The organism is Aminobacter niigataensis (assembly GCF_946995915.1).
GTDB lineage: Bacteria > Pseudomonadota > Alphaproteobacteria > Rhizobiales > Rhizobiaceae > Aminobacter > Aminobacter niigataensis.
The window spans coordinates 21466-41403 of sequence record NZ_OX341517.1 but is presented as its reverse complement, the minus strand read 5'-3'; the positions used below and the strand labels follow the sequence as shown (position 1 = coordinate 41403).

Genomic DNA, 19938 nt, shown 5'->3' with positions numbered 1-19938 from the left:
GTCTGACATGGCGCACATCGTACTGACCTTCGACAACAACAAGCTAGCCAGTGCGCTTTACGGCCAGTTCGACGAAAACCTGGCCCGTCTCGAACAGAAGCTCGGCGTCGACATTCGCTCGCGCGGCAACCAGCTGACCATCAAGGGCAGCGCCACCGCAGCCGAGCAGGCACGCCGCGCCCTCGACCATCTCTATGCCATCCTGCAGAAAGGCGGCGAATTGGCCCAGTCCGACGTAGACGGCGCCGTCCGCATGGCAGTTGCCCCCGACGATCAGCTGACGCTGCCGACGCTCGAGCGCAAGGGCAAGATGGCCGCCGCCCAGATTTCGACGCGCAAGCGCACGATCTATGCCCGCTCGCTCAACCAGGACGCCTACATGCGGGCGCTGGAGCGCTCCGAACTGGTGTTCGGCATCGGCCCCGCCGGTACCGGCAAGACCTATCTCGCGGTCGCCCACGCCGCCATGCTGCTCGAACGCGGCATGGTCGAGCGCATCATCCTGTCGCGACCGGCGGTCGAGGCGGGCGAGCGCCTCGGCTTCCTGCCCGGCGACATGAAGGAAAAGGTCGATCCGTATCTCCGCCCGCTCTATGACGCGCTCTACGACATGATGCCGGCCGACAAGGTCGAGCGTGCCATTGCCGCCGAGGTCATCGAGATCGCGCCGCTCGCCTTCATGCGCGGCCGCACGCTGGCGCACTCGGCCGTCATCCTCGACGAGGCGCAGAATACCACCTCGATGCAGATGAAGATGTTCCTGACGCGTCTCGGCGAGAACTCGCGCATGATCATCACCGGCGATCCGACCCAGATCGACCTGCCGCCCAACACCAAGTCGGGCCTGGTCGAGGCATTGCGGATCCTGGACGGCGTGCCGGGCGCGGTGACGGTGCGCTTCAACGACACCGACGTGGTTCGCCATCCGCTCGTCGCCGAGATCGTCAGGGCCTATGACCGCGACGGCAAGGTCGCCCGCGGCCTTGGCACCGAGGGTTGACCGGGAACGAATTTGGCAATGCCTGACAAGGATTTACAGTCGTCTTCCGGCGCGGAGGGCGGCCTCGACATCGACCTGATGGTCGAGGAGGGCGCCTGGCCGGGCGAGGACGCGCTCAGGGCGCTGGTCGACCGCGCCGTGCCTGCGGCTTTCGCGGAAGCCGAGGTCGAAGCTGCCTACGGCGTCGAACTGAGCCTTGTCTTCACCGACGACGCGGCGATCCGCAAGCTCAACGCCGAATGGCGCCAAAAGGACAAGCCGACCAACGTGCTGTCGTTTCCGGCCTTTCCGGTGGCGCCCGGCGATCCGCTGCCGCCGATGCTCGGCGACATCGTGCTCGCCTACGAGACGGTGGCCCGGGAGGCCGAGCTTGAAGGCAAGACGCTGGAAAACCACATCACCCACCTCATAATCCACGGACTCCTGCATCTTTTGGGGTATGATCACGAGACCGACGAGGAGGCCGAGGAGATGGAAGCGCTGGAACGCCGGGCGCTGGCGAGGCTTGCCATTCCCGATCCCTACGCGTAACAGGGACGAGCAATCGACCGGAAGAAGATGAACGACAAAACAGAGACTGCCGCCACGCCCGAACCGGGAACCGCGGCAAGGGCCTCCGACCAGACCGAGGACGGACCTAGTACCAGTGCGCCGTTAACCGCGACGCACGACACGCAGGCCGAGCGGCCATCCTTCATCGAGCGGCTGACCAGGCTTTTCCGGCACCGCAGCAACGGCACCAATATCCGTGAGGAAATCGTCGACGCGCTGGCCGAGACCGGCAGCGACGCCGACTCGTTCTCTCCGGGCGAGCGCGCCATGCTCAACAACATCCTGCGGCTGCGCGAAGTGCGCGTCGAGGACGTCATGGTGCCCCGCGCCGACATCGAGGCGATCGAGCTTTCCACCACGCTCGGCGAGTTGTTGTCTGTTTTCGAGCAGTCCGGCCACTCGCGCATGCCCGTCTATGTCGAGACCCTCGACGATCCGCGCGGCATGGTCCACATCCGCGACGTGCTTGCCCACATCACCCGTGGTGCCCGCGTCAAGAAGGGCCGCTCACGCAAGGCGCAGGCCGCCGACGCCCAGCTCGACCTGTCGCAGGTCGATCTCCAGCGCAGCATCGGCGATCTCAACCTCGTCCGGACCGTGCTGTTCGTGCCGCCTTCCATGCTCGCATCCGACCTGATGACCCGCATGCAGGCGACGCGTACCCAGATGGCGCTGGTCATCGACGAATATGGCGGCACCGACGGGCTGGTCTCGCTCGAGGACATCGTCGAGATGGTCGTCGGCGACATCGAGGACGAGCACGACGACGACGAGCCGATGATCACCCAGGCCGGCGATGGTGTCTATGTCGTCGACGGCAAGGCTGAGATCGAGGAGGTCGCAAAGGTTCTCGGCGAGGAATTCTCTGCCGGCGAGCATAGCGAATATGTCGATACCATCGGCGGCATGATCTTCAACGCGCTCGGCCGCGTGCCGGCGCGCGGCGAGGTGGTGCAGGCGATACCGGGCTTCGAGTTCCACGTGCTCGACGCCGACCCGCGCCGGGTCAAGCGTGTCCGCATCGTCCACTCCGTCAAGAGCGAGCGCCGCCGCCGCGCCAAGGCTGAACAGGCGTGAGCCTGGCCGGCCGGGGCGGTCCGCCATTTGGTGCCGCCTCGCGGTGCTGCTACACCTTCGATCCGTGATTCTTGGACGAGGGGACAGGATGGCGCGCCTTGCTGGGCGGATAATTCTGCTGTGGGGATGGAAGCGGGCACTGGTGGCCTTTCTGGCCGGCGCCCTGGCAGTCCTGGGCCAGGCGCCCTACGATTTCTTCGCCGCCTGCTTTGTTTCGTTCCCTATCCTGGTCTGGCTCATCGACGGCGCCGTCGCCGACAGGCCGGCAGGCTTCGTGCGGCAGCTAAGGCCGGCCTTTGCCGTCGGCTGGTGGTTCGGCTTCGGCTATTTCCTTGCCGGGCTGTGGTGGGTCGGCGGCGCGCTTCTGGTCGAGGCCGACAGTTTTGCCTGGGCACTGCCCCTGGCGGTTGTCGGCATTCCGTTGATCCTGGCCTTCTTCCATGGTTTCGCAGCGGCCTTGGCACGACTGTTGTGGAGCGACGGCATCGGCCGCATTTTCGCGCTGGCCTTTGCATTCGGCCTGGCCGAATGGCTGCGCACCTTCCTGTTCACCGGATTTCCCTGGAACCCGCTCGGTTTTGCCGCGATGCCGGTGCCTCTGCTGATGCAGAGCGTGGCTGCAATCGGCGTCGTCGGCATGAACGTGCTGGCCGTCTTCGTCTTCGCCGTGCCGGCGCTACTAGCCGACCGGCGCAATCTCAAGCTCGGTGCCGCGCTGGCCGTGCTGCTCGTCGCCGCTCACGCAGCCTACGGCTATTTCAAGCTGGCAGCGCCCGCCGCGGCGCCGGCGCAAACGATCAACGTCCGCATTGTCCAGCCGAACATCGACCTCAGCGAAAAATGGGATGGCAGCGTCCGCGACCGCATCTTCGCCGGCATGCTGCAGCAGTCGGCCGAGGCGCCGAAGGCTGGCGCCCCGAAGCCGGACCTCATCATCTGGCCCGAAACGTCGGTGCCGTTCCTGTTCACCGAGCGGCCGGATGCGCTTGTGGCGATCGGGGAGATGCTGTCCGCAGGACAGATGCTGATGGCCGGCATCGTCCGCGACGAGGGCGAATCGGTAGCCGGCACGGAAACGCGCTATTACAATTCCGTCGTCAGCATCAACGACAAGGGCGAGATCGTCGGTTCGATCGACAAAGTCCATCTGGTGCCTTTTGGCGAATACATCCCCTTCGCAGGCCTGATGGAGCGTGTCGGCCTGACGCAACTGGTGGCCGGCCCGATGAATTTTGTCGCCGGTACGGACCGGCGGCCGTTCGCCCTGCCGGGCGGCATCAAGGCCTCTGCCTTCATCTGCTATGAAATAATCTTTCCCGCTCTCGTTGCAGTTGACGCGGCGTCAACTCAGATTATGGTGAATGTCACCAACGACGCGTGGTTTGGCGATACTCCGGGTCCCTATCAGCATTTCCGGCAATCGCAGATCCGCGCGGTCGAAAACGGGTTGCCGGTCCTGCGCGCGGCCAACACAGGAATTTCCGGCATTGTCGACCCGAGCGGGCGAGTTGTGGATGCACTTGCGATGAATGTTCGCGGCACCATCGATGTCTCGCTTCCGGTGGCCGCCTCCGGCGCTGCCTCGCCGCCGTTTTCGCGCGTTAACGGTTTCCTGATCATGTTCCTTATTGCCGTAGCGGCAAGTGGCTTGAAGCTCAGACAGAGGCTCAGGGCGAATTGACACTGCTATTGTTAGAAACTCATATGCCACCGCGCGGCTTCAGGCTGTGCCAATCGGCGTTCATGCCCGGACGCTATAAATTGCCCTGAACGGGGCTACCTGCCCAATAATAAGCTGGAAAAATCCGGCGAGGAAAGACAGTGGAAAAAGAGAACAAGAAAAAACCAAACCCGACCGACGTATACGTCGGCGGGAGAATTCGCCTGCGACGCAACATGCTGGGAATGAGCCAAGAGAAGCTCGGAGAAAGCCTCGGTATTACATTCCAACAGATTCAGAAGTACGAAAAGGGGACCAATCGCGTTGGAGCGAGTCGTCTCCAGGCCATCGCCTCGATCCTCAGTGTGCCGGTCGCATTCTTCTTCGAAGACGCTCCAGGGGCCGATGGCGGTGAGCACAAGGGGCTTGCCGAGGACTCTTCCACCAGCTTCGTGGTCGATTTTCTTTCGAGCGCCGAAGGCCTGCAGCTCAACCGCGCCTTTGCCCGGATCTCGAACCCCAAGGTCCGGCGCAAGGTCATCGAACTGGCCAAGGTCCTCGCCGACGACGAAGAGCAATAATGCCAGCGAGCGCCGTGCGTCCGAAAGGGCGCACAACGGGCGCTCCAAGTGCCTGAACTGTGCATCGTGCTCTCCGGAAATCGGTTCCGATTTCCGGCCGATGCGCGAGAGCGGCGGCGGTGCGCCGTCGCCACGCCCTCGCAATAACCGGCCTTCCGCGACGAAAGCCTGCTTGACGAGTTCCGGCAGGCTTCGCTAACACGTGACGCGCCAAACCGATCGGCATAGCGCCGATCCTTTCCAAGAGGGGACATCCCGTGTCGCGGCAGAATTATCTTTTCACTTCCGAATCCGTATCCGAAGGTCACCCCGACAAGGTGTGCGACCGCATTTCCGACGAGATCGTCGATCTCGTCTACCGTGAAGCCAAGAAGACCGGCATGGATCCGTGGAAGGTCCGGGTTGCCTGTGAGACCCTGGCAACCACCAACCGCGTCGTGATCGCCGGCGAAGTTCGCGTGCCCGACACGCTGCTGAAGAAAGACAAGAACGGCCAGATCGTGAAGGACGCCGCTGGCCATCCGGTCGTCAATCCGTCGAAGTTCAAGTCGGTGGCCCGCAAGGCCATCCGCGCCATCGGCTACGAGCAGGCCGGCTTCCACTGGAAGACCGCCAAGATCGACGTGCTGCTGCACGGCCAGTCGCCCGACATCGGCCAGGGCGTCGACAACGCCGCCGACCGCCAGGGCGAAGAAGGTGCCGGTGACCAGGGCATCATGTTCGGTTATGCCTGCCGCGAGACGCCGGACCTGATGCCGGCTCCGATCTACTACAGCCACAAGATTCTCGAACTGCTGGCCACCGCCCGGCACGAGAACAAGGGCGATGCCGGCATGCTCGGCCCGGATGCCAAGAGCCAGGTCACCGTCCGCTACCAGGACGGCAAGGCCCGCGAAGTCACGCAGATCGTGCTTTCGACCCAGCACCTCGACGGCAGCTGGGATTCGGGCAAGGTCCGCAAGGTGGTCGAGCCCTACATCCGCGAAGCCCTTGGCGATCTCGAGATCGCCAATGACTGCAACTGGTACATCAACCCGACCGGTAAGTTCGTCATCGGCGGTCCAGACGGCGACGCCGGTCTCACCGGCCGCAAGATCATCGTCGACACCTATGGCGGCGCTGCCCCGCATGGCGGCGGTGCGTTCTCCGGCAAGGACACCACCAAGGTCGACCGTTCGGCAGCCTATGCCGCGCGCTACCTGGCCAAGAACGTGGTTGCCGCCCGGCTTGCCGACCGCTGCACCATCCAACTGGCCTATGCCATCGGTGTTGCCCAGCCGCTGTCGGTCTATGTCGACCTGCACGGCACCGGCAAGGTTGACGAAGCGGTGCTCGAAGACGCGCTGCGCCAGGTCATGGACCTGTCGCCGTCTGGCATCCGCCGCCACCTCGACCTCAACAAGCCGATCTATGCCAAGACCTCGTCCTACGGCCACTTCGGCCGCAAGGCTGGTCGCGACGGTTCCTTCTCCTGGGAGAAGACCGACCTGGTCAAGGCGCTCAAGGACGCCGTAGCCAGCAAGGAAGCGGTCGCCGCCTGAGGCGACTGTAGGTTACATGGAACAGGAACCGCGCCGCAGTCGCACGACGGAAGCCTTTTTCGGGCGGCGGCGCGGCAAGCCTGTCCGCCCGCATCAGGCGATCGCCCTTGAAAATGGGCTCGCCCGCATGGGCATAGACATCAAGACCCTGGCACCTGACGACCTGCGCACGCTGTTTGCGGCCCCGGTTTCCAGGGTCAGGCTGGAAATAGGCTTCGGCGGCGGTGAGCATCTTCGCCATATCGCCGCGAACAATCCCGACGACGGCTTCATCGGCGTCGAACCCTTCGTCAACGGCATGGCCAAGATGACGACGGCTCTTGACGGCCAGCCGCTCGCCAATATCCGCCTGTACGACGAGGATGCGACCCAGCTGCTCGACTGGCTGCCGCAGGCGTCGCTCGCCGGCATCGACCTGCTCTATCCCGATCCGTGGCGGAAGAAGAAGCACTGGAAGCGCCGGTTCGTCAGCCCGGTCAATCTCGACCGCTTCGCCCGCGTGCTGAAGAGCGGCGCGAAGTTCCGTTTCGCCTCCGACATCGACACCTACGTCAACTGGACGCTGCTGCATTGCCGAGCCCACGCTGCCTTCGAGTGGCAGGCGGCCGACGCCGCCGACTGGCACACGCCTTACGAAGGCTGGACGCGCACCCGCTACGAGGCCAAGGCGATCCGCGAAAACCGGACGCCTGCATATTTGACCTTCGTCAGGGTGTAGGCGGCACTTCCCTTCTCCCACAAGGGGAGAAGGGGCTAACCGTCACGCCTCGGCTTTCCCAAACGACACCCGAACCCTGAGCCCGCGCCCATCCGCACCCGCCAGAAGCTCTAGCCGGCCGCCGAACAGCGAGGCTATCTCTTCGACGATGGGCAGGCCGAGGCCGGCGCCAGGTTTGTCGCCCTCCCGCCCACGCACGAAGCGCTGGCGCACATTCTCCATTTCGGCAGCCGGAATACCCGGCCCGGTGTCTTCTAACTCCAGCACAACGTCGGCACCCTGGTCGAGCACCTTGACTGTCGCCTCCGTGCCTTGGCCCGCATAGGCAAGCACGTTTTCGATCAGATTGCGGATCATTTCGCTGAGCAGCATCGGCTCGCCGCGCACGAACAGAGCCTGCTCGCCTTCGAAACCCAGATCGATCCCTGCCGCATGGGCCTGGGTCACGCGGTCGGCGGTCAGTTGACGTGCAAGCGCGGTGAGATCGACCGCGTCGAGGCTTTTCAGCCGGTCGGACGCGGCTTCGTCGACCTTGGCGAGCAGCAGGAGCTGGGCGATGACGCGTTCGGCATGGGCCACCGCCTCGTCGCCGATGCGCGCCGCCTGCCGGGCTTCCTCCAGCGAATGTGCGCGTGAGGCGAGCGCAAGCTGGGTACGGATGATGGTCAGCGGCGTGCGCAACTGATGGCTGGCATTGCCGGTGAAGTGGCGCATCGCGCCGAGCGCCGATCCGAGCCGGCCCATGAAGGAATTGACGGTGTCGACGAGGCCGCGCACCTCCTTGGGCACCGACTGCTCGATCGGGTGAAGGTCGTCGGGGTTGCGCTCGGCAATCGCGTCGCGCAGCCGGTAGAGCGGGCGCAGCGAGAAGGTGACGGCAAGCCAGACGATGGCTGCCGCACTGCCGATCAGGATGGCAAGCCGGAGCGCCGAGCGCAGCAGGATCGTCTGTGCCAACTGGGTGCGGGCAATCGTCGTCTCCGCCACGGTGACCACGAAGGGGATCGAACTCGCGCCCGTCGAGGCGGCACGGGACAGCGAGGTCAGCCGGATCGGCTCGCCGCGGAAACTGGCATCGGTATAGCCGCTTTCCTCCTGCTCCAGCCCTTCGATGACGGGCAGGGTCTGGTAGCCGGTGATGAAGCCGCCGGGGCCGTCGACACGGTAGAAAACGCGGTCCTGCGCCGCCGAGGTCAGCATTTCCAGCGCGACATAGGGGATGTCGACCTCCAGCGCGCCATCTTCTGCCACCACCACCCGCTCGGCGATCGCCAGGGCCGAGCCGGCCAGCACGCGGTCGGAGACGGCGTTGGCGGTGTCGACCGCCTCGTTGTAGGTGTCGGCGAGCGCGACCAGGCCCAGGGCGACCAACGGAACCAGCAGCCAGAGCAGCAGCCGCCTGCGCAGTGAATATGGCTTGGCTCGGGCCATCAGGCGCTGGGCAGCTTTTCGAGGTAGTAGCCGATGCCGCGGGCGGTGCGGACGGTCAGCCCATAGGGCGCCAGCCGCTTGCGCAGCCGGCTGACATATTGCTCGATAGCGTTGGCGCTCAAATCCTCGTCGAAGCCGGCGAGCGATTCGATGATCGCCTGCTTGGCGACCACCTTGCCGGCGCGCATGAACAGGGTCTCGAGCAGCGCCAGTTCGCGCGCCGGGATGTCGATGGCTGCCCCGTGCGACGAGAAGCTGCGCGTGGTGAGGTCGAGCGTCACTTCGCCGAACGACACGGTCGAAGCCTTGAGCCCGGCGCGGCGGCGCAACAGCGTGCGCACACGCGCCTCCAACTCGCCGACGTCGAACGGCTTGACCATGTAGTCGTCGGCGCCGAGGTCGAGACCCTTGACCCGCTCGTCGAGCGAATGACGCGCCGACAGGATCAGCACTGCGGCGTCGTGCTGGCGCCCGCGCATGGCGCGCAGCACGTCGAGCCCGTCCATTTCCGGCAGGTTGAGGTCGAGGATGACGAGGTCGAAGCGCTCGGTGGCAAGCACGGCCACGGCAGAGGCGCCGTCGCCGACGACGTCGACGGCATAGCCGCTGCCCTTGAGCACCGCCGCCAGCCCCCCGGCCAGCGTCGCATTGTCCTCGACCACCAGAATGCGCACCCGAATTCTCCTTGCCCGCCCGTTCGAACGATGCCTATTCGCTAGGCAAAGGTCCAGTGCCCGTCATGCGCGTCGATAGCGCTTCGCCGTTGTGTGGCTCGCCCGGCTGTTGCATGGTCTGGCGATCATGCGCCTGGCCATTTTCACCGTTCTTGCCTGCCTTTCATCGCCCGCCTGGGCCGAAGTCACCGTCTTTCCGGCGCTGAACGGCGCCGCCAACGCCCGCACGCTGGTCGTCTACTCGTCGCTCGACGCGCCGTTGGCCAAGCCGATGATCGAAGGCTTCCAGAAGGCAAACCCCGGCGTGGCGGTACGCTACGAGGATCTGCAGACGGTCGACATCTATGACCGCGTCGTCGCCGAGACGGATGCCGGCAAGGGCACCGCCGACATCGCCTTTTCCTCGGCCATGGACCTGCAGGTCAAGCTCGCCAATGACGGCTATGCCCAGGAAAGCCGGCTGCCGCTGTCGGATCGCTGGCCGCGCTGGGCCAACTGGCGTGACACCGCCTATGCGCTGACCTTCGAGCCGGCGGTGTTCGTCTACCACAAGCCGAGCTTCAAGGATGCGCCGCCGCCGGCGACGCGCGGCCAGTTCGTCGAATTCCTCAAGACGCAGGGTGACAGGTTCTACGGCCGCATCGCCACCTACGACATCGAGCGTTCCGGCGTCGGGTTCATGTTCATGGCGCGCGACCAGGAGCAGTACCCCGACATCTGGTCGGTGATCCGCGCCATGGGGGCGGCGGGCGTGAAGCTCTATTCGACCAGTGGCGCCATCCTCGAGCGCATCGCCGACGGCCGTTTCGTGCTCGGCTACAACATCTTGGGCTCCTATGCCGCCGACTGGGCGGCGCGGAACCCCGACGTCGGCATCGTCCTGCCCAAGGACTACACCGTCGTCATGTCGCGCATCGGCCTGGTGCCGGCTGCCGCCAAGTCGTCGGATCTCGGCCGCCGCTATCTCGAATATTTCATGTCGGCCGAGGGCCAGACGGTGATGGCGCGGCAATTGCATATCGCAGCCGTCAATCCGGAGGTCTCGGGCGAGAATACCGCCAACCGCATGCAGGAGGTTCTTGGCGGGCAGTTGCGCCCGGTGCCGGTCAGCCCGGGGCTGATGGTCTATCTCGACCAGGTCAAGCGTTCCCGGGTCATCGAGCGCTGGAACGAGGCGCTGCGCAGCCCGTGATTCCGGCGATGTTCCCAAGCTGTTGCATCGGTGTCAGTCTGATGTCAGGTTGCTGCGATAGGGAAGTTTTGGCCCATCCGTTGGAGGCGGCGAGGCTCGGAAAGTTCGGGAGGATTTCGAACACGTTTCCGCAACGGCTACCCGACGGCGATCCTATCGCCGGGCAGAGGGGCCGGGAAACGCTGCTCTGATGGCAGGCCCCTTGGCCGGCCAGTTCCTTCCCCCGAAATGCCGAGACGCTGCCCTGGCGCGGGCCTCGAAACTGAAAAGCATCTGCCCCGCGCATGCGGGCAAGGGAGGAACAGCAATGAAGCAGTTCGTATTGGCCACCATCGTCGCAGGCGCGCTCGCCTTGCCGGCTGCGGCCGCCGACTACAAGATCATGGCACCTGCGGCCCCTGGCGGCGGCTGGGACCAGACCGCGCGCTCGATGCAGACCGCGCTCCAGGACGAGAAGATTTCCGCCTCGGTCCAGGTCAACAACGTTCCGGGCGCCGGCGGCACCATCGGCCTCGCCCAGTTCGTCAACCAGGCCAATGGCGACCCGGCCCAGCTCATCGTCGGCGGCTACGTCATGGTCGGCGCGATCCTGACCAACGCCTCGCCGGTGACGCTCGACCAGGTCACCCCGATTGCCCGCCTGACCGGCGAGTTTGAGGCGCTTGTCGTTCCGGCCGCTTCCGACATCAAGGACATGGCTGGCCTTGTTGCCAAGCTCAAGGCCGATCCGGGCGCGGTTTCCTGGGGCGGCGGCTCTGCCGGCGGCACCGACCACATCACGGCAGGCCTGATTGCCAAGGCCGTCGGCGTTGACCCGACCAAGGTCAACTACATCGCCTATTCCGGCGGTGGCGAGGCTCTTGCCGCCATCCTCGGCGGCCAGGTGACGGTCGGCATTTCCGGTTACGGCGAATTCGCCGAGCAGATCAAGGCCGGCACGCTCCGCATCATCGGCATTTCGTCCGACGCCAAGGTCGAAGGCATCGACGCCCCGACCTTCAAGGAAGGCGGCGTTGACGTCTCGATCCAGAACTGGCGCATGGTCGCTGCCGCTCCCGGCATCTCGGCCGAGCAGAAGGCGGCAGTGCTCGCCGACGTCGAAAAGATGGTCACCTCGGCTTCGTGGACGAAGATCCTCGCCGACAAGGGCTGGGCCAACACCTACCTCGCCGGCGATGACTTCGCAGCGCAGCTGAAGAAGGACACCGAGTCCACCGCAGCGATCCTGAAAGACATCGGCCTGGTGAAATGAGCCTGGACAACCAGCAACAAGAAAAGCGCCGCCCCGATTGGGCGGCGCTTGTCATCGCCGCTCTGCTTATGGCGGTGTCTGTCGTCATCGCCTGGAGCACCGCCAGCCATGGCGCCGGCGCCAGCTATGCCCGCGTCGGCCCGACAACCTTTCCCTACGTGATCGCCGTGGCGTTCTTCGGCCTGTCGATCTGGACGGTTTTCGAAGCTTTCCGCGGTGATTTCCCCGAGCGCGAGAAACAAGAGATCAGCCCGATCCTGTGGATCGTTGGCGGTCTTGCCGCCCAGATGCTGCTGCTCAAGGCAGCCGGCTTCTCGATCGCCACCGGATTGCTCTTCGCCGCGACAGCACGCGCGTTCGGACGCGGGCCGCTGTGGAAGACGATCCCGATCGGCATCGTGCTTTCGTTCGTCGTCTGGGTCATTTTCGCCAAGGGATTGCAGCTCTCGCTGCCCGCCGGCCCGCTCGAACACCTGCTGTTCTGAGCGATCATCAAGGGAGCTCGGCTCTAAATGGATACCTTTGGTCTGCTCGCGCAGGGGCTGCTCACGGCACTCGAGCCGATGAACATGCTCTATGCGCTGATCGGCGTGACGCTCGGCACGGCTGTCGGCGTTCTTCCCGGCATCGGCCCGGCACTTACCGTCGCCCTGCTTTTGCCCGTCACCTACAAGCTTGATCCCGCCGGTTCGCTGATCATGTTCGCCGGCATCTATTACGGCGGCATGTATGGCGGCTCGACGACGTCGATCCTGCTCAACACGCCTGGCGAAAGTGCCTCGATCGTCACGGCGCTCGAAGGCAACAAGATGGCGCGCGCCGGGCGTGGCGGTCCGGCACTGGCAACCGCCGCCATCGGCTCGTTCGTCGCCGGCCTGATCGCCACCATAGGTCTTGCCTTCGTTGCGCCGACGGTCGTCAAGATGGCGCTGTCCTTCGGTCCGGCCGAATATTTCGCGCTGATGATCCTGGCCTTCATGACCGTGTCTGCCGCCTTCGGCGACTCGACGTTGCGCGGACTGACGGCGTTGTTCATCGGCCTTGGGCTCGGTCTGATCGGCATCGACCTGCAGACCGGCCAGGCGCGCCTTGCCTTCGGCATTCCCGACCTGCTCGACGGCATCGAGGTGACGACGCTTGCGGTTGCGCTCTTCGCCGTTGGCGAGGCGCTCAGCGTCGCCGCCAGCAAGGGCGGCGATTCGACGATCCAGGCGATCAAGGGTTCGGTGTGGATGACTCGCGAGGACTGGCGCCGTTCATGGAAGCCATGGCTGCGCGGCACCGCAATCGGCTTCCCGATCGGTGCGATGCCGGCCGGCGGCGCCGAAATCGGCACCTTCCTGTCCTATTCTGTGGAAAAGAACCTGGCGCAAAAGCCCGAAGAGTTCGGCCATGGTGCCATCGAAGGTGTCGCCGGCCCGGAAGCGGCCAACAATGCATCGGCGGCCGGCACGCTGGTGCCGCTGCTGACGCTCGGCCTGCCGACCACGGCGACCGCCGCGATCATGCTCGCCGGCTTCCAGCAGTTCGGCCTGCAGCCTGGGCCGCTGTTGTTTGCGACCAACCCGCAGCTCGTCTGGGGCCTGATCGCCTCGCTGCTGGTGGCAAACCTGATGCTTTTGGTGCTCAACCTGCCGCTGATCGGCGTCTGGGTCAGGTTGCTGACCATCCCGCTGCCCTGGCTCTATTCGGGCATCCTGCTGTTTGCGACGCTTGGCACCATCGGCGCCAATCCGTCGACTTTCGAGCTCGGCATGCTGCTGGCATTTGGCCTGCTCGGCTACGGCCTGCGCCGCTTCGGCTATCCGATTGCGCCAGTGGTGGTGGGATTGATCCTGGGGCCGATGGCCGAGCAGCAACTGCGTCGGGCGCTGGCCATCAGCCAGGGCGACCCGATGATCCTGGTGCATTCGCCGATTGCGATCGTGCTGCTGCTCTTGGCGGCAACGGCGGTGCTGCTGCCGCTCTACCTGCGCGCCCGTGGCCGCGGCAAGGTGCTGGCCCAGCTGGGCGCCAACGAGGACTGAGGCCTCTCGGTTGCGAAACAAAAAAAGCCGAGGCCCGGAATTCCGGCCTCGGCTTTTTCTTTGCCTCGACAGCGAGGCGGGATACCCAGGGACAGAGCGACGGTCAGATTGACCGGCCGCTCCGGAGCACTGCCCGGCTGGCAACGCCTTGGCAATCGCCAATGGCGCGGCCAGCGGTGCGCTCTCTACCCTGAATGCCTGTAATCAGTATTTGCGAATGCGGTCGAAGTGGAGCGGGTCGATGCCGAGCATCACCAGGTCCTGGTTGGTTGGGCGATGACCGCGCTCGACGGCTGCTGCGGCAGCGACGGCGCTACCAAAGGTGCGGACCAGTTCGCCAATGCGGCCAAGGGGCTTGCGGGTGTTCATCTCTTTATCCTCTTTTGCGCCGCATCATCATTTCTTGTGCAGCGCAACAAATATAGGTGACGCAAAGGGAAGCGGTAGGGGCATCTGCGCATGCTTGCCATGCATCCGCTGCATTGGTTGGCTAAATAGGTGCCAGTGGACGCCGCCGGCCACGGGACTTGAAAGCGCCGCCGCCTTCGGCTATATCAGCCTCAAATTCTTGGTCGGTATGACGAAGAGTGGGTCCACCCGGTCCCGCTCTTTTTTGTTACCTGCCGACCGTCTGGAGATTCTATGACCGAAAACGCAGTCGAACAGACAGGCGACGACCGCATCATCCGCGAGACCGGCATCGACGCCCGCATCGCCCTGATCGTCCAGCCCGTCCTTCGTGCGATCGGCTTCCGCCTCGTTCGCATCCGCCTTTCGGGGCAGAGCGGGCTGACGCTGCAGATCATGGCCGAGCGCGAAGACGGCACCATGACCGTCCAGGATTGCGAAGAAGTGAGCCGCGCGGTTTCGCCTGCTCTCGATGTCGATGATCCGATCGAAAAAGCGTATCATCTCGAAGTGTCGTCACCGGGCATCGACCGGCCGCTGGTCCGTAAGTCGGATTTCGGCAACTGGATCGGTCACATCGTCAAGATGGAGACCTCGGTTATGGTTGCCGACCGCAAGCGGTTCCGCGGCAAGATCGCCGAGGTCGACGAAGAAGGCATCCTGATCCAGCGTGACCAGGCTGCCTACGGCGAGGAGCCGACCGTGCGCGTGCCTTTCGAGGCGATTTCCGAGGCGCGGCTGATCCTTACCGACGATCTCATTCGCGATGCCCTGAGCAAGGACAATCAGGCGCGCAAGGAAGCACGGAAACGTCGCGGCGAAGACGAAGATGCGCCGGAAGACGAAGAAACCGAAACGGAAGATTGATAGAGCCGCGCGGCTGGACCAGGTTCGGCCGAACGCTCCGGGAGAAAGACAATGGTTGTAAGCGCCAACAGGCTCGAACTGCTGCAGATCGCCGATGCGGTCGCCCGCGAGAAGTCGATCGACAAGTCGATCGTCATCGCCGCGATGGCCGACGCGATCCAGAAGGCAGCGCGCTCGCGCTATGGTCAAGAGACCAACATCCGCGCCGACATCAACCCCAACACGGGCGAGATGAAGCTGCAGCGCCTGATGGAAGTTGTCGAAAAGGTCGACGACTACGCCATCCAGATCGCGCTGAGCTCGGCTCGCGAACGCAACCCCGACGCCCAGCTAGGCGATTTCATCGCCGAACAGCTGCCGCCGATGGATTTCGGCCGCATCGCCGCCCAGTCGGCCAAGCAGGTCATCGTCCAGAAGGTGCGTGAAGCCGAGCGCGACCGCCAGTACGACGAATACAAGGATCGCATCGGCGAGATCGTCAACGGCACGGTCAAGCGCGTCGAGTATGGCAACGTCATCGTCGATCTCGGCCGCGGCGAGGCGATCATCCGCCGCGACGAGCTGATCCCCCGCGAAAACTACAAGTACGGCGACCGCGTTCGCGCCTATGTCTATGACGTGCGCCGCGAGCAGCGTGGCCCGCAGATCTTCCTGTCGCGTACCCATCCGCAGTTCATGGCGAAGCTGTTCACCATGGAAGTGCCGGAAATCTACGACGGCATCATCGAGATCAAGTCGGTTGCCCGCGATCCCGGTTCGCGCGCCAAGATCGCCGTCATCTCGCGTGACAGCTCGATCGACCCGGTCGGCGCCTGCGTCGGTATGCGCGGTTCGCGCGTCCAGGCCGTTGTCGGCGAGCTCCAGGGCGAAAAGATCGACATCATTCCGTGGTCGCCTTCGGCCGCTTCCTTCATCGTCAACGCCTTGCAGCCGGCTGAAGTCGCCAAGGTCGTCCTCGACGAGGACGCCGAGCGCATCGAAGTGGTGGTTCCCGACGACCAGCTGTCGCTGGCCATCGGCCGTCGCGGCCAGAACGTACGCCTGGCTTCGCAGCTGACCGGCTGGGATATCGACATCCTGACCGAGCAGGAAGAATCGGAGCGCCGCCAGAAGGAATTCGTCGAGCGTTCGACCCTGTTCATGGAATCGCTCGACGTCGACGAGATGGTCGGTCAGGTGCTGGCTTCCGAAGGCTTCACCTCGGTTGAGGAAGTGGCTTACGTCGATGCCGACGAAATTGCCTCGATCGACGGTTTCGACGAAGACACCGCTTCCGAGATCCAGACCCGTGCCCGCGAGTATCTCGAAAAGATCGAGGCCGAGCACGACGAGAAGCGCAAGACGCTCGGCGTGCAGGACGAACTGCGCGAAATCCCCGGCATTACCACCGCGATGCTGGTGGCGCTCGGCGATGACGGCGTGAAGACGATCGAGGACTTCGCCGGCTATGCCGCCGACGACCTCGTCGGTTGGAAGGAACGCAAGGACGGCGAGACCAAGTTCTTCCCGGGCGTGCTCGCCGACTACGGCGTGTCGCGCACCGATGCGGAACAGATGGTCGTTGCTGCCCGCCGCATGGTTGGTTGGATCGCCGAGGACGAAGTCGTGTCCGAGGAAGAGCCAGCCGACGTCGCCGGTGAGTGACGTGAGGCCGGCCGGAGAATCTGTTGGACGAGATGAACGATCGCACCTGCATCGTCACGCGCAAGAGCGCCGAACCGGATGATCTGATCCGTTTCGTCGTCGGCCCGGATTCGACCGTTTTTCCGGACCTCAAGAGAAATCTGCCCGGCCGCGGTTGCTGGGTGACGGCCGACCGCCTACATATCGACAAGGCGGAGGCCAAGGGCATGTTCGCCCGCGCTTTCAAGGCGCAGGTCGTCGTGCCGCCTGAATTGGGCGCCATGGTCGATAATCTGCTCGCCAGATCGGCGCTTGGCGCGCTTGGGCTTGCCCGAAAGGCCGGTCTGGTGGCACTAGGTGCCGCCAAGGTCGACTCCACGGTCCGCGCCGGCAAGGCGCTTCTTGTACTCCATGCTTACGAGGGTGCTGAAGACGGCGTCCGCAAGATCACCCAGGCCCGCAAGGCCACAGTGCATATCGGCGGGCCTGCAACGCCTGCCTATAAACTTTTTTCGGAAGCCGAATTGGGTTTGGCATTGGGTGCAACAAATGTGATACATGCTGCCGTCCTCGCGGGAGAAGCGGGCAAGGCGGTCGCGAAGCGCATGGTTGCGCTTGACCGATATCGGGGCGGATCCCCGGATGATCTGGCAATGATTGCGGCGATTGCCTACGACGATGATGCCGCAGAGGATATGGAATGAGCGACACTAAATCGGGCGATGACAACACGTTGAGCGTCACTCCGAAGAAGACCTTGACGCTGAAGCGCCCGGGATCGGAGCAGGGAACCGTACGCCAGAACTTCTCGCACGGCCGCACAAAGCAGGTCGTCGTGGAGACCAAGAAGCGTAAGTTCTCCATGCCCGGCGACAAGCACGAGCCGACACCGGCTGCAGCCGTCTTTGCACCCAAGCCTCAGCCCGCAGCTCCGGTAGCCGCAGCTCCGGTGGTCGCAGCACCTGCGCCAGCGCCCGCGCCGGTCGTCGTGCGCGAGACGCCGCGGCCCCAGCCCGAGCGTTCGGGCATGGTCCTGAATGAATTGTCGCGCAGCGAGATGGATGCGCGTCGCCGCGCGCTCGAAGGTTCTGTCGCTCGCGAGCACGAGGAGCGCCAGCGCGCTGCCGACGACGCACGCCGCCGCGCCGAGGAAGATGAGCGCCGCGGACGCGAGCGCGAGGAATCGGCTCGCCGCCAGGCGGAAGAGGAAGCCCGTCTCAAGGCGGAGTCGGAATCGCGCCGTCGCGCCGAGGACGAAGCCCGTCGCCGCGCCCCCGCTGCAGCGCTCGAGGCCAATGTACCCGACGAGGTGGACGCCAAGCCGAAGGGCCGCGTCGGTCCCGGCGTCGCTGCTGCAGCGCCGATCCGCCGCATTGCGACCCCCGAGGTTGCCCGTCCGGCCAAGACCAAGACCGAAGACGACCGCCGTCGCGGCAAGCTGACGCTCAATACGGCGCTGACTTCCGGGGATGGCGACGCCCGTTCGCGTTCGCTGTCGGCGATGCGTCGTCGTCAGGAGAAGTTCAAGCGTGCGATGCACCAGGAAACGCGCGAAAAGATCGTGCGTGAGGTTATTCTTCCTGAGACCATTACCATTCAGGAACTGGCCCAGCGCATGTCCGAACGCGCCGTCGAGGTCGTCAAGTTCTTCATGAAGCAAGGCCAGATGTTGAAGCCGGGCGACGTCATCGACGCCGATACGGCTGAACTGGTCGCTTCCGAATTCGGCCACACGGTTCGCCGCGTTGCCGAGTCCGACATCGAAGAAGGCCTGTTCGACATCGCCGATCACAGCGCGACCCTGGTTTCGCGTCCGCCTGTCGTCACCATCATGGGCCACGTCGACCACGGCAAGACCTCGCTGCTCGACGCCATCCGCAATGCGAATGTGCAGTCGGGTGAAGCCGGCGGCATCACCCAGCACATCGGCGCCTACCAGGTCGAGAAGAACGGTCAGAAGATCACCTTCATCGACACCCCCGGCCACGCCGCCTTCACGGCGATGCGTGCTCGTGGTGCCCAGGCGACCGACATTGCGATCCTCGTGGTTGCGGCCGACGACAGCGTCATGCCGCAGACGATCGAGTCGATCAGCCATGCCAAGGCTGCCGGCGTGCCGATCATCGTGGCGATCAACAAGATCGACAAGCCGACGGCTGATGCCCAGAAGGTCCGCACCGAGCTGCTGCGCCACGAAGTCTTCGTGGAATCGATGGGCGGTGAAGTGCTCGACGTCGAGGTTTCGGCCAAGAACGGCACCAATCTCGACAAGCTGCTCGAGGCGATCCTGCTGCAGGCCGAAGTGCTCGACCTCAAGGCCAACCCCGACCGTACGGCCGAGGGTGTCGTCATCGAAGCCAAGCTCGACAAGGGCCGCGGCCCGGTCGCGACCGTCCTGGTCCAGACCGGTACGCTGATGCCCGGCGACATTCTCGTCGCCGGCAACCAGTGGGGCCGTGTCCGCGCGCTGGTCAATGACCGTGGCGAACACCTCGAAGAGGCACCGCCGTCCATGCCGGTCGAGATTCTCGGCCTCCAGGGCACGCCTCAGGCTGGCGACCGCTTTGCGGTGGTCAACAACGAGGCCCGCGCTCGCGAGATCACCGAGTACCGCCAGCGCCTGGCGCGCGACAAGGCTGTCGCCAAGCACGCCACCCAGCGCGGCTCGCTTGAGCAGATGATGTCGCAGCTGCAGTCGTCCGGCCTCAAGGAGTTCCCGCTCATCATCAAGGGTGACGTGCAGGGTTCGGTCGAAGCGATCGTGGCTGCCCTCGACAAGCTCGGCACCGACGAGGTGCGTGCGCGCATCGTCCATTCGGGCGCCGGCGCCATCACCGAGAGCGACGTCACGCTCGCCGAAACCTCGGGTGCGGCGATTATCGGCTTCAACGTCCGCGCCAACGCGCAGGCGCGCCACGCCGCTGAACAGTCCGGGATCGAGATCCGCTACTACAACATCATCTACAGCCTCGTGGATGACGTTAAGGATGCGATGTCGGGCCTGCTGTCGCCGGAACGCCGCGAGACCTTCATCGGCAACGCCGAAATCCTCGAAGTCTTCAACATCACGAAGACCGGCAAGGTTGCGGGTTGCCGCGTCACCGAAGGCAAGGTCGAGCGTGGCGCAGGCGTCCGCCTGATCCGCGAAAACGTTGTCATCCACGAAGGCACGCTCAAGACGCTCAAGCGCTTCAAGGACGAAGTCTCCGAAGTGCCGGTCGGCCAGGAATGCGGTATGGCCTTCCAGAACTACGAAGACATGCGCCAGGGCGATGTCATCGAGTGCTTCCGCGTGGAGATGGTGACCCGGAGGCTCTAAGCCTCTGGCATTTGTC

Annotated in this window: 18 protein-coding genes; 15 read left to right on the top strand and 3 right to left on the bottom strand. The window is 64.6% G+C overall.

The window, feature by feature from the left end:
• Positions 1 to 7 precede the first annotated feature (7 nt).
• From O1Y97_RS00190 to trmB, 7 genes are all read left to right on the top strand, one after another.
• Positions 8 to 1000 carry a PhoH family protein gene (locus tag O1Y97_RS00190; RefSeq protein WP_404801294.1) on the top strand — a complete coding sequence of 331 codons (993 nt, stop codon included), beginning with the start codon at positions 8 to 10 and terminating at the stop codon, positions 998 to 1000.
• Between the two features lie 18 nt (positions 1001 to 1018).
• On the top strand, positions 1019 to 1531 hold the full coding sequence (gene ybeY, locus O1Y97_RS00185; RefSeq protein ID WP_318762689.1) for an rRNA maturation RNase YbeY: 513 nt from the start codon (positions 1019 to 1021) through the stop codon (positions 1529 to 1531).
• A 27-nt stretch (positions 1532 to 1558) separates the two neighbouring features.
• Positions 1559 to 2629: a hemolysin family protein gene (locus tag O1Y97_RS00180; RefSeq protein WP_318762688.1), complete on the top strand. Its 1071-nt coding sequence runs from the start codon at positions 1559 to 1561 to the stop codon at positions 2627 to 2629.
• Between the two features lie 88 nt (positions 2630 to 2717).
• Positions 2718 to 4310, top strand: coding sequence for an apolipoprotein N-acyltransferase (gene lnt, locus O1Y97_RS00175; protein WP_318762687.1), 1593 nt, complete (start codon positions 2718 to 2720; stop codon positions 4308 to 4310).
• A gap of 140 nt (positions 4311 to 4450) precedes the next feature.
• The gene (locus O1Y97_RS00170; RefSeq protein WP_055980869.1) at positions 4451 to 4870 is read left to right on the top strand and encodes a helix-turn-helix domain-containing protein; all 420 of its coding nucleotides are present in this window, start codon (positions 4451 to 4453) and stop codon (positions 4868 to 4870) included.
• Positions 4871 to 5127: 257 nt separating this feature from the next.
• On the top strand, positions 5128 to 6411 hold the full coding sequence (gene metK / locus O1Y97_RS00165) for a methionine adenosyltransferase (RefSeq protein WP_108605407.1): 1284 nt from the start codon (positions 5128 to 5130) through the stop codon (positions 6409 to 6411).
• Positions 6412 to 6427: 16 nt separating this feature from the next.
• Entirely contained in the window at positions 6428 to 7129 is a 702-nt protein-coding gene (trmB, locus tag O1Y97_RS00160) for a tRNA (guanine(46)-N(7))-methyltransferase TrmB (protein WP_108605406.1), read from the top strand.
• A 42-nt stretch (positions 7130 to 7171) separates the two neighbouring features.
• Here the strand turns inward: trmB and O1Y97_RS00155 are convergent, their stop codons facing one another.
• On the bottom strand, positions 7172 to 8560 hold the full coding sequence (locus tag O1Y97_RS00155; RefSeq protein WP_318762686.1) for a sensor histidine kinase: 1389 nt from the start codon (positions 8558 to 8560) through the stop codon (positions 7172 to 7174).
• Positions 8560 to 9234, bottom strand: a complete 675-nt coding sequence (locus tag O1Y97_RS00150) for a response regulator (protein ID WP_318762685.1) — start codon at positions 9232 to 9234, stop codon at positions 8560 to 8562. Before O1Y97_RS00150 ends, O1Y97_RS00155 begins: the two co-directional genes overlap by 1 nt.
• A 127-nt stretch (positions 9235 to 9361) precedes the next feature.
• On the opposite strand from O1Y97_RS00150, the gene O1Y97_RS00145 reads away from it, so the two are divergent.
• The 4 genes from O1Y97_RS00145 to O1Y97_RS00130 all read left to right on the top strand — a co-directional run bounded on the left by O1Y97_RS00145 (position 9362) and on the right by O1Y97_RS00130 (position 13705).
• The gene (locus O1Y97_RS00145) at positions 9362 to 10426 is read left to right on the top strand and encodes an ABC transporter substrate-binding protein (RefSeq protein ID WP_318762684.1); all 1065 of its coding nucleotides are present in this window, start codon (positions 9362 to 9364) and stop codon (positions 10424 to 10426) included.
• 307 nt (positions 10427 to 10733) lie between these two features.
• Positions 10734 to 11678, top strand: coding sequence for a Bug family tripartite tricarboxylate transporter substrate binding protein (locus O1Y97_RS00140; protein WP_108605403.1), 945 nt, complete (start codon positions 10734 to 10736; stop codon positions 11676 to 11678).
• Positions 11675 to 12163 carry a tripartite tricarboxylate transporter TctB family protein gene (locus tag O1Y97_RS00135; RefSeq protein WP_108605402.1) on the top strand — a complete coding sequence of 163 codons (489 nt, stop codon included), beginning with the start codon at positions 11675 to 11677 and terminating at the stop codon, positions 12161 to 12163. The genes O1Y97_RS00140 and O1Y97_RS00135 overlap by 4 nt, the downstream gene beginning before the upstream one ends.
• Before the next feature lie 27 nt (positions 12164 to 12190).
• On the top strand, positions 12191 to 13705 hold the full coding sequence (locus tag O1Y97_RS00130; protein ID WP_108605401.1) for a tripartite tricarboxylate transporter permease: 1515 nt from the start codon (positions 12191 to 12193) through the stop codon (positions 13703 to 13705).
• A gap of 204 nt (positions 13706 to 13909) precedes the next feature.
• Here the strand turns inward: O1Y97_RS00130 and O1Y97_RS00125 are convergent, their stop codons facing one another.
• Positions 13910 to 14074 carry a hypothetical protein gene (locus O1Y97_RS00125; protein ID WP_165916076.1) on the bottom strand — a complete coding sequence of 55 codons (165 nt, stop codon included), beginning with the start codon at positions 14072 to 14074 and terminating at the stop codon, positions 13910 to 13912.
• Positions 14075 to 14347: 273 nt separating this feature from the next.
• Here O1Y97_RS00125 and rimP point away from each other — a divergent pair, with 273 nt between their 5' ends.
• From rimP to infB, 4 genes are read left to right on the top strand one after another with little or no spacing between them, the layout of a single operon-like run.
• Entirely contained in the window at positions 14348 to 14980 is a 633-nt protein-coding gene (gene rimP, locus O1Y97_RS00120; RefSeq protein ID WP_108605400.1) for a ribosome maturation factor RimP, read from the top strand.
• Positions 14981 to 15031: 51 nt separating this feature from the next.
• Entirely contained in the window at positions 15032 to 16624 is a 1593-nt protein-coding gene (gene nusA, locus O1Y97_RS00115; protein WP_108605399.1) for a transcription termination factor NusA, read from the top strand.
• A gap of 32 nt (positions 16625 to 16656) precedes the next feature.
• On the top strand, positions 16657 to 17307 hold the full coding sequence (locus tag O1Y97_RS00110) for an RNA-binding protein (RefSeq protein WP_183264187.1): 651 nt from the start codon (positions 16657 to 16659) through the stop codon (positions 17305 to 17307).
• Positions 17304 to 19922 carry a translation initiation factor IF-2 gene (infB, locus tag O1Y97_RS00105; protein ID WP_108605398.1) on the top strand — a complete coding sequence of 873 codons (2619 nt, stop codon included), beginning with the start codon at positions 17304 to 17306 and terminating at the stop codon, positions 19920 to 19922. Before O1Y97_RS00110 ends, infB begins: the two co-directional genes overlap by 4 nt.
• The last annotated feature ends 16 nt before the right edge of the window (positions 19923 to 19938 follow it).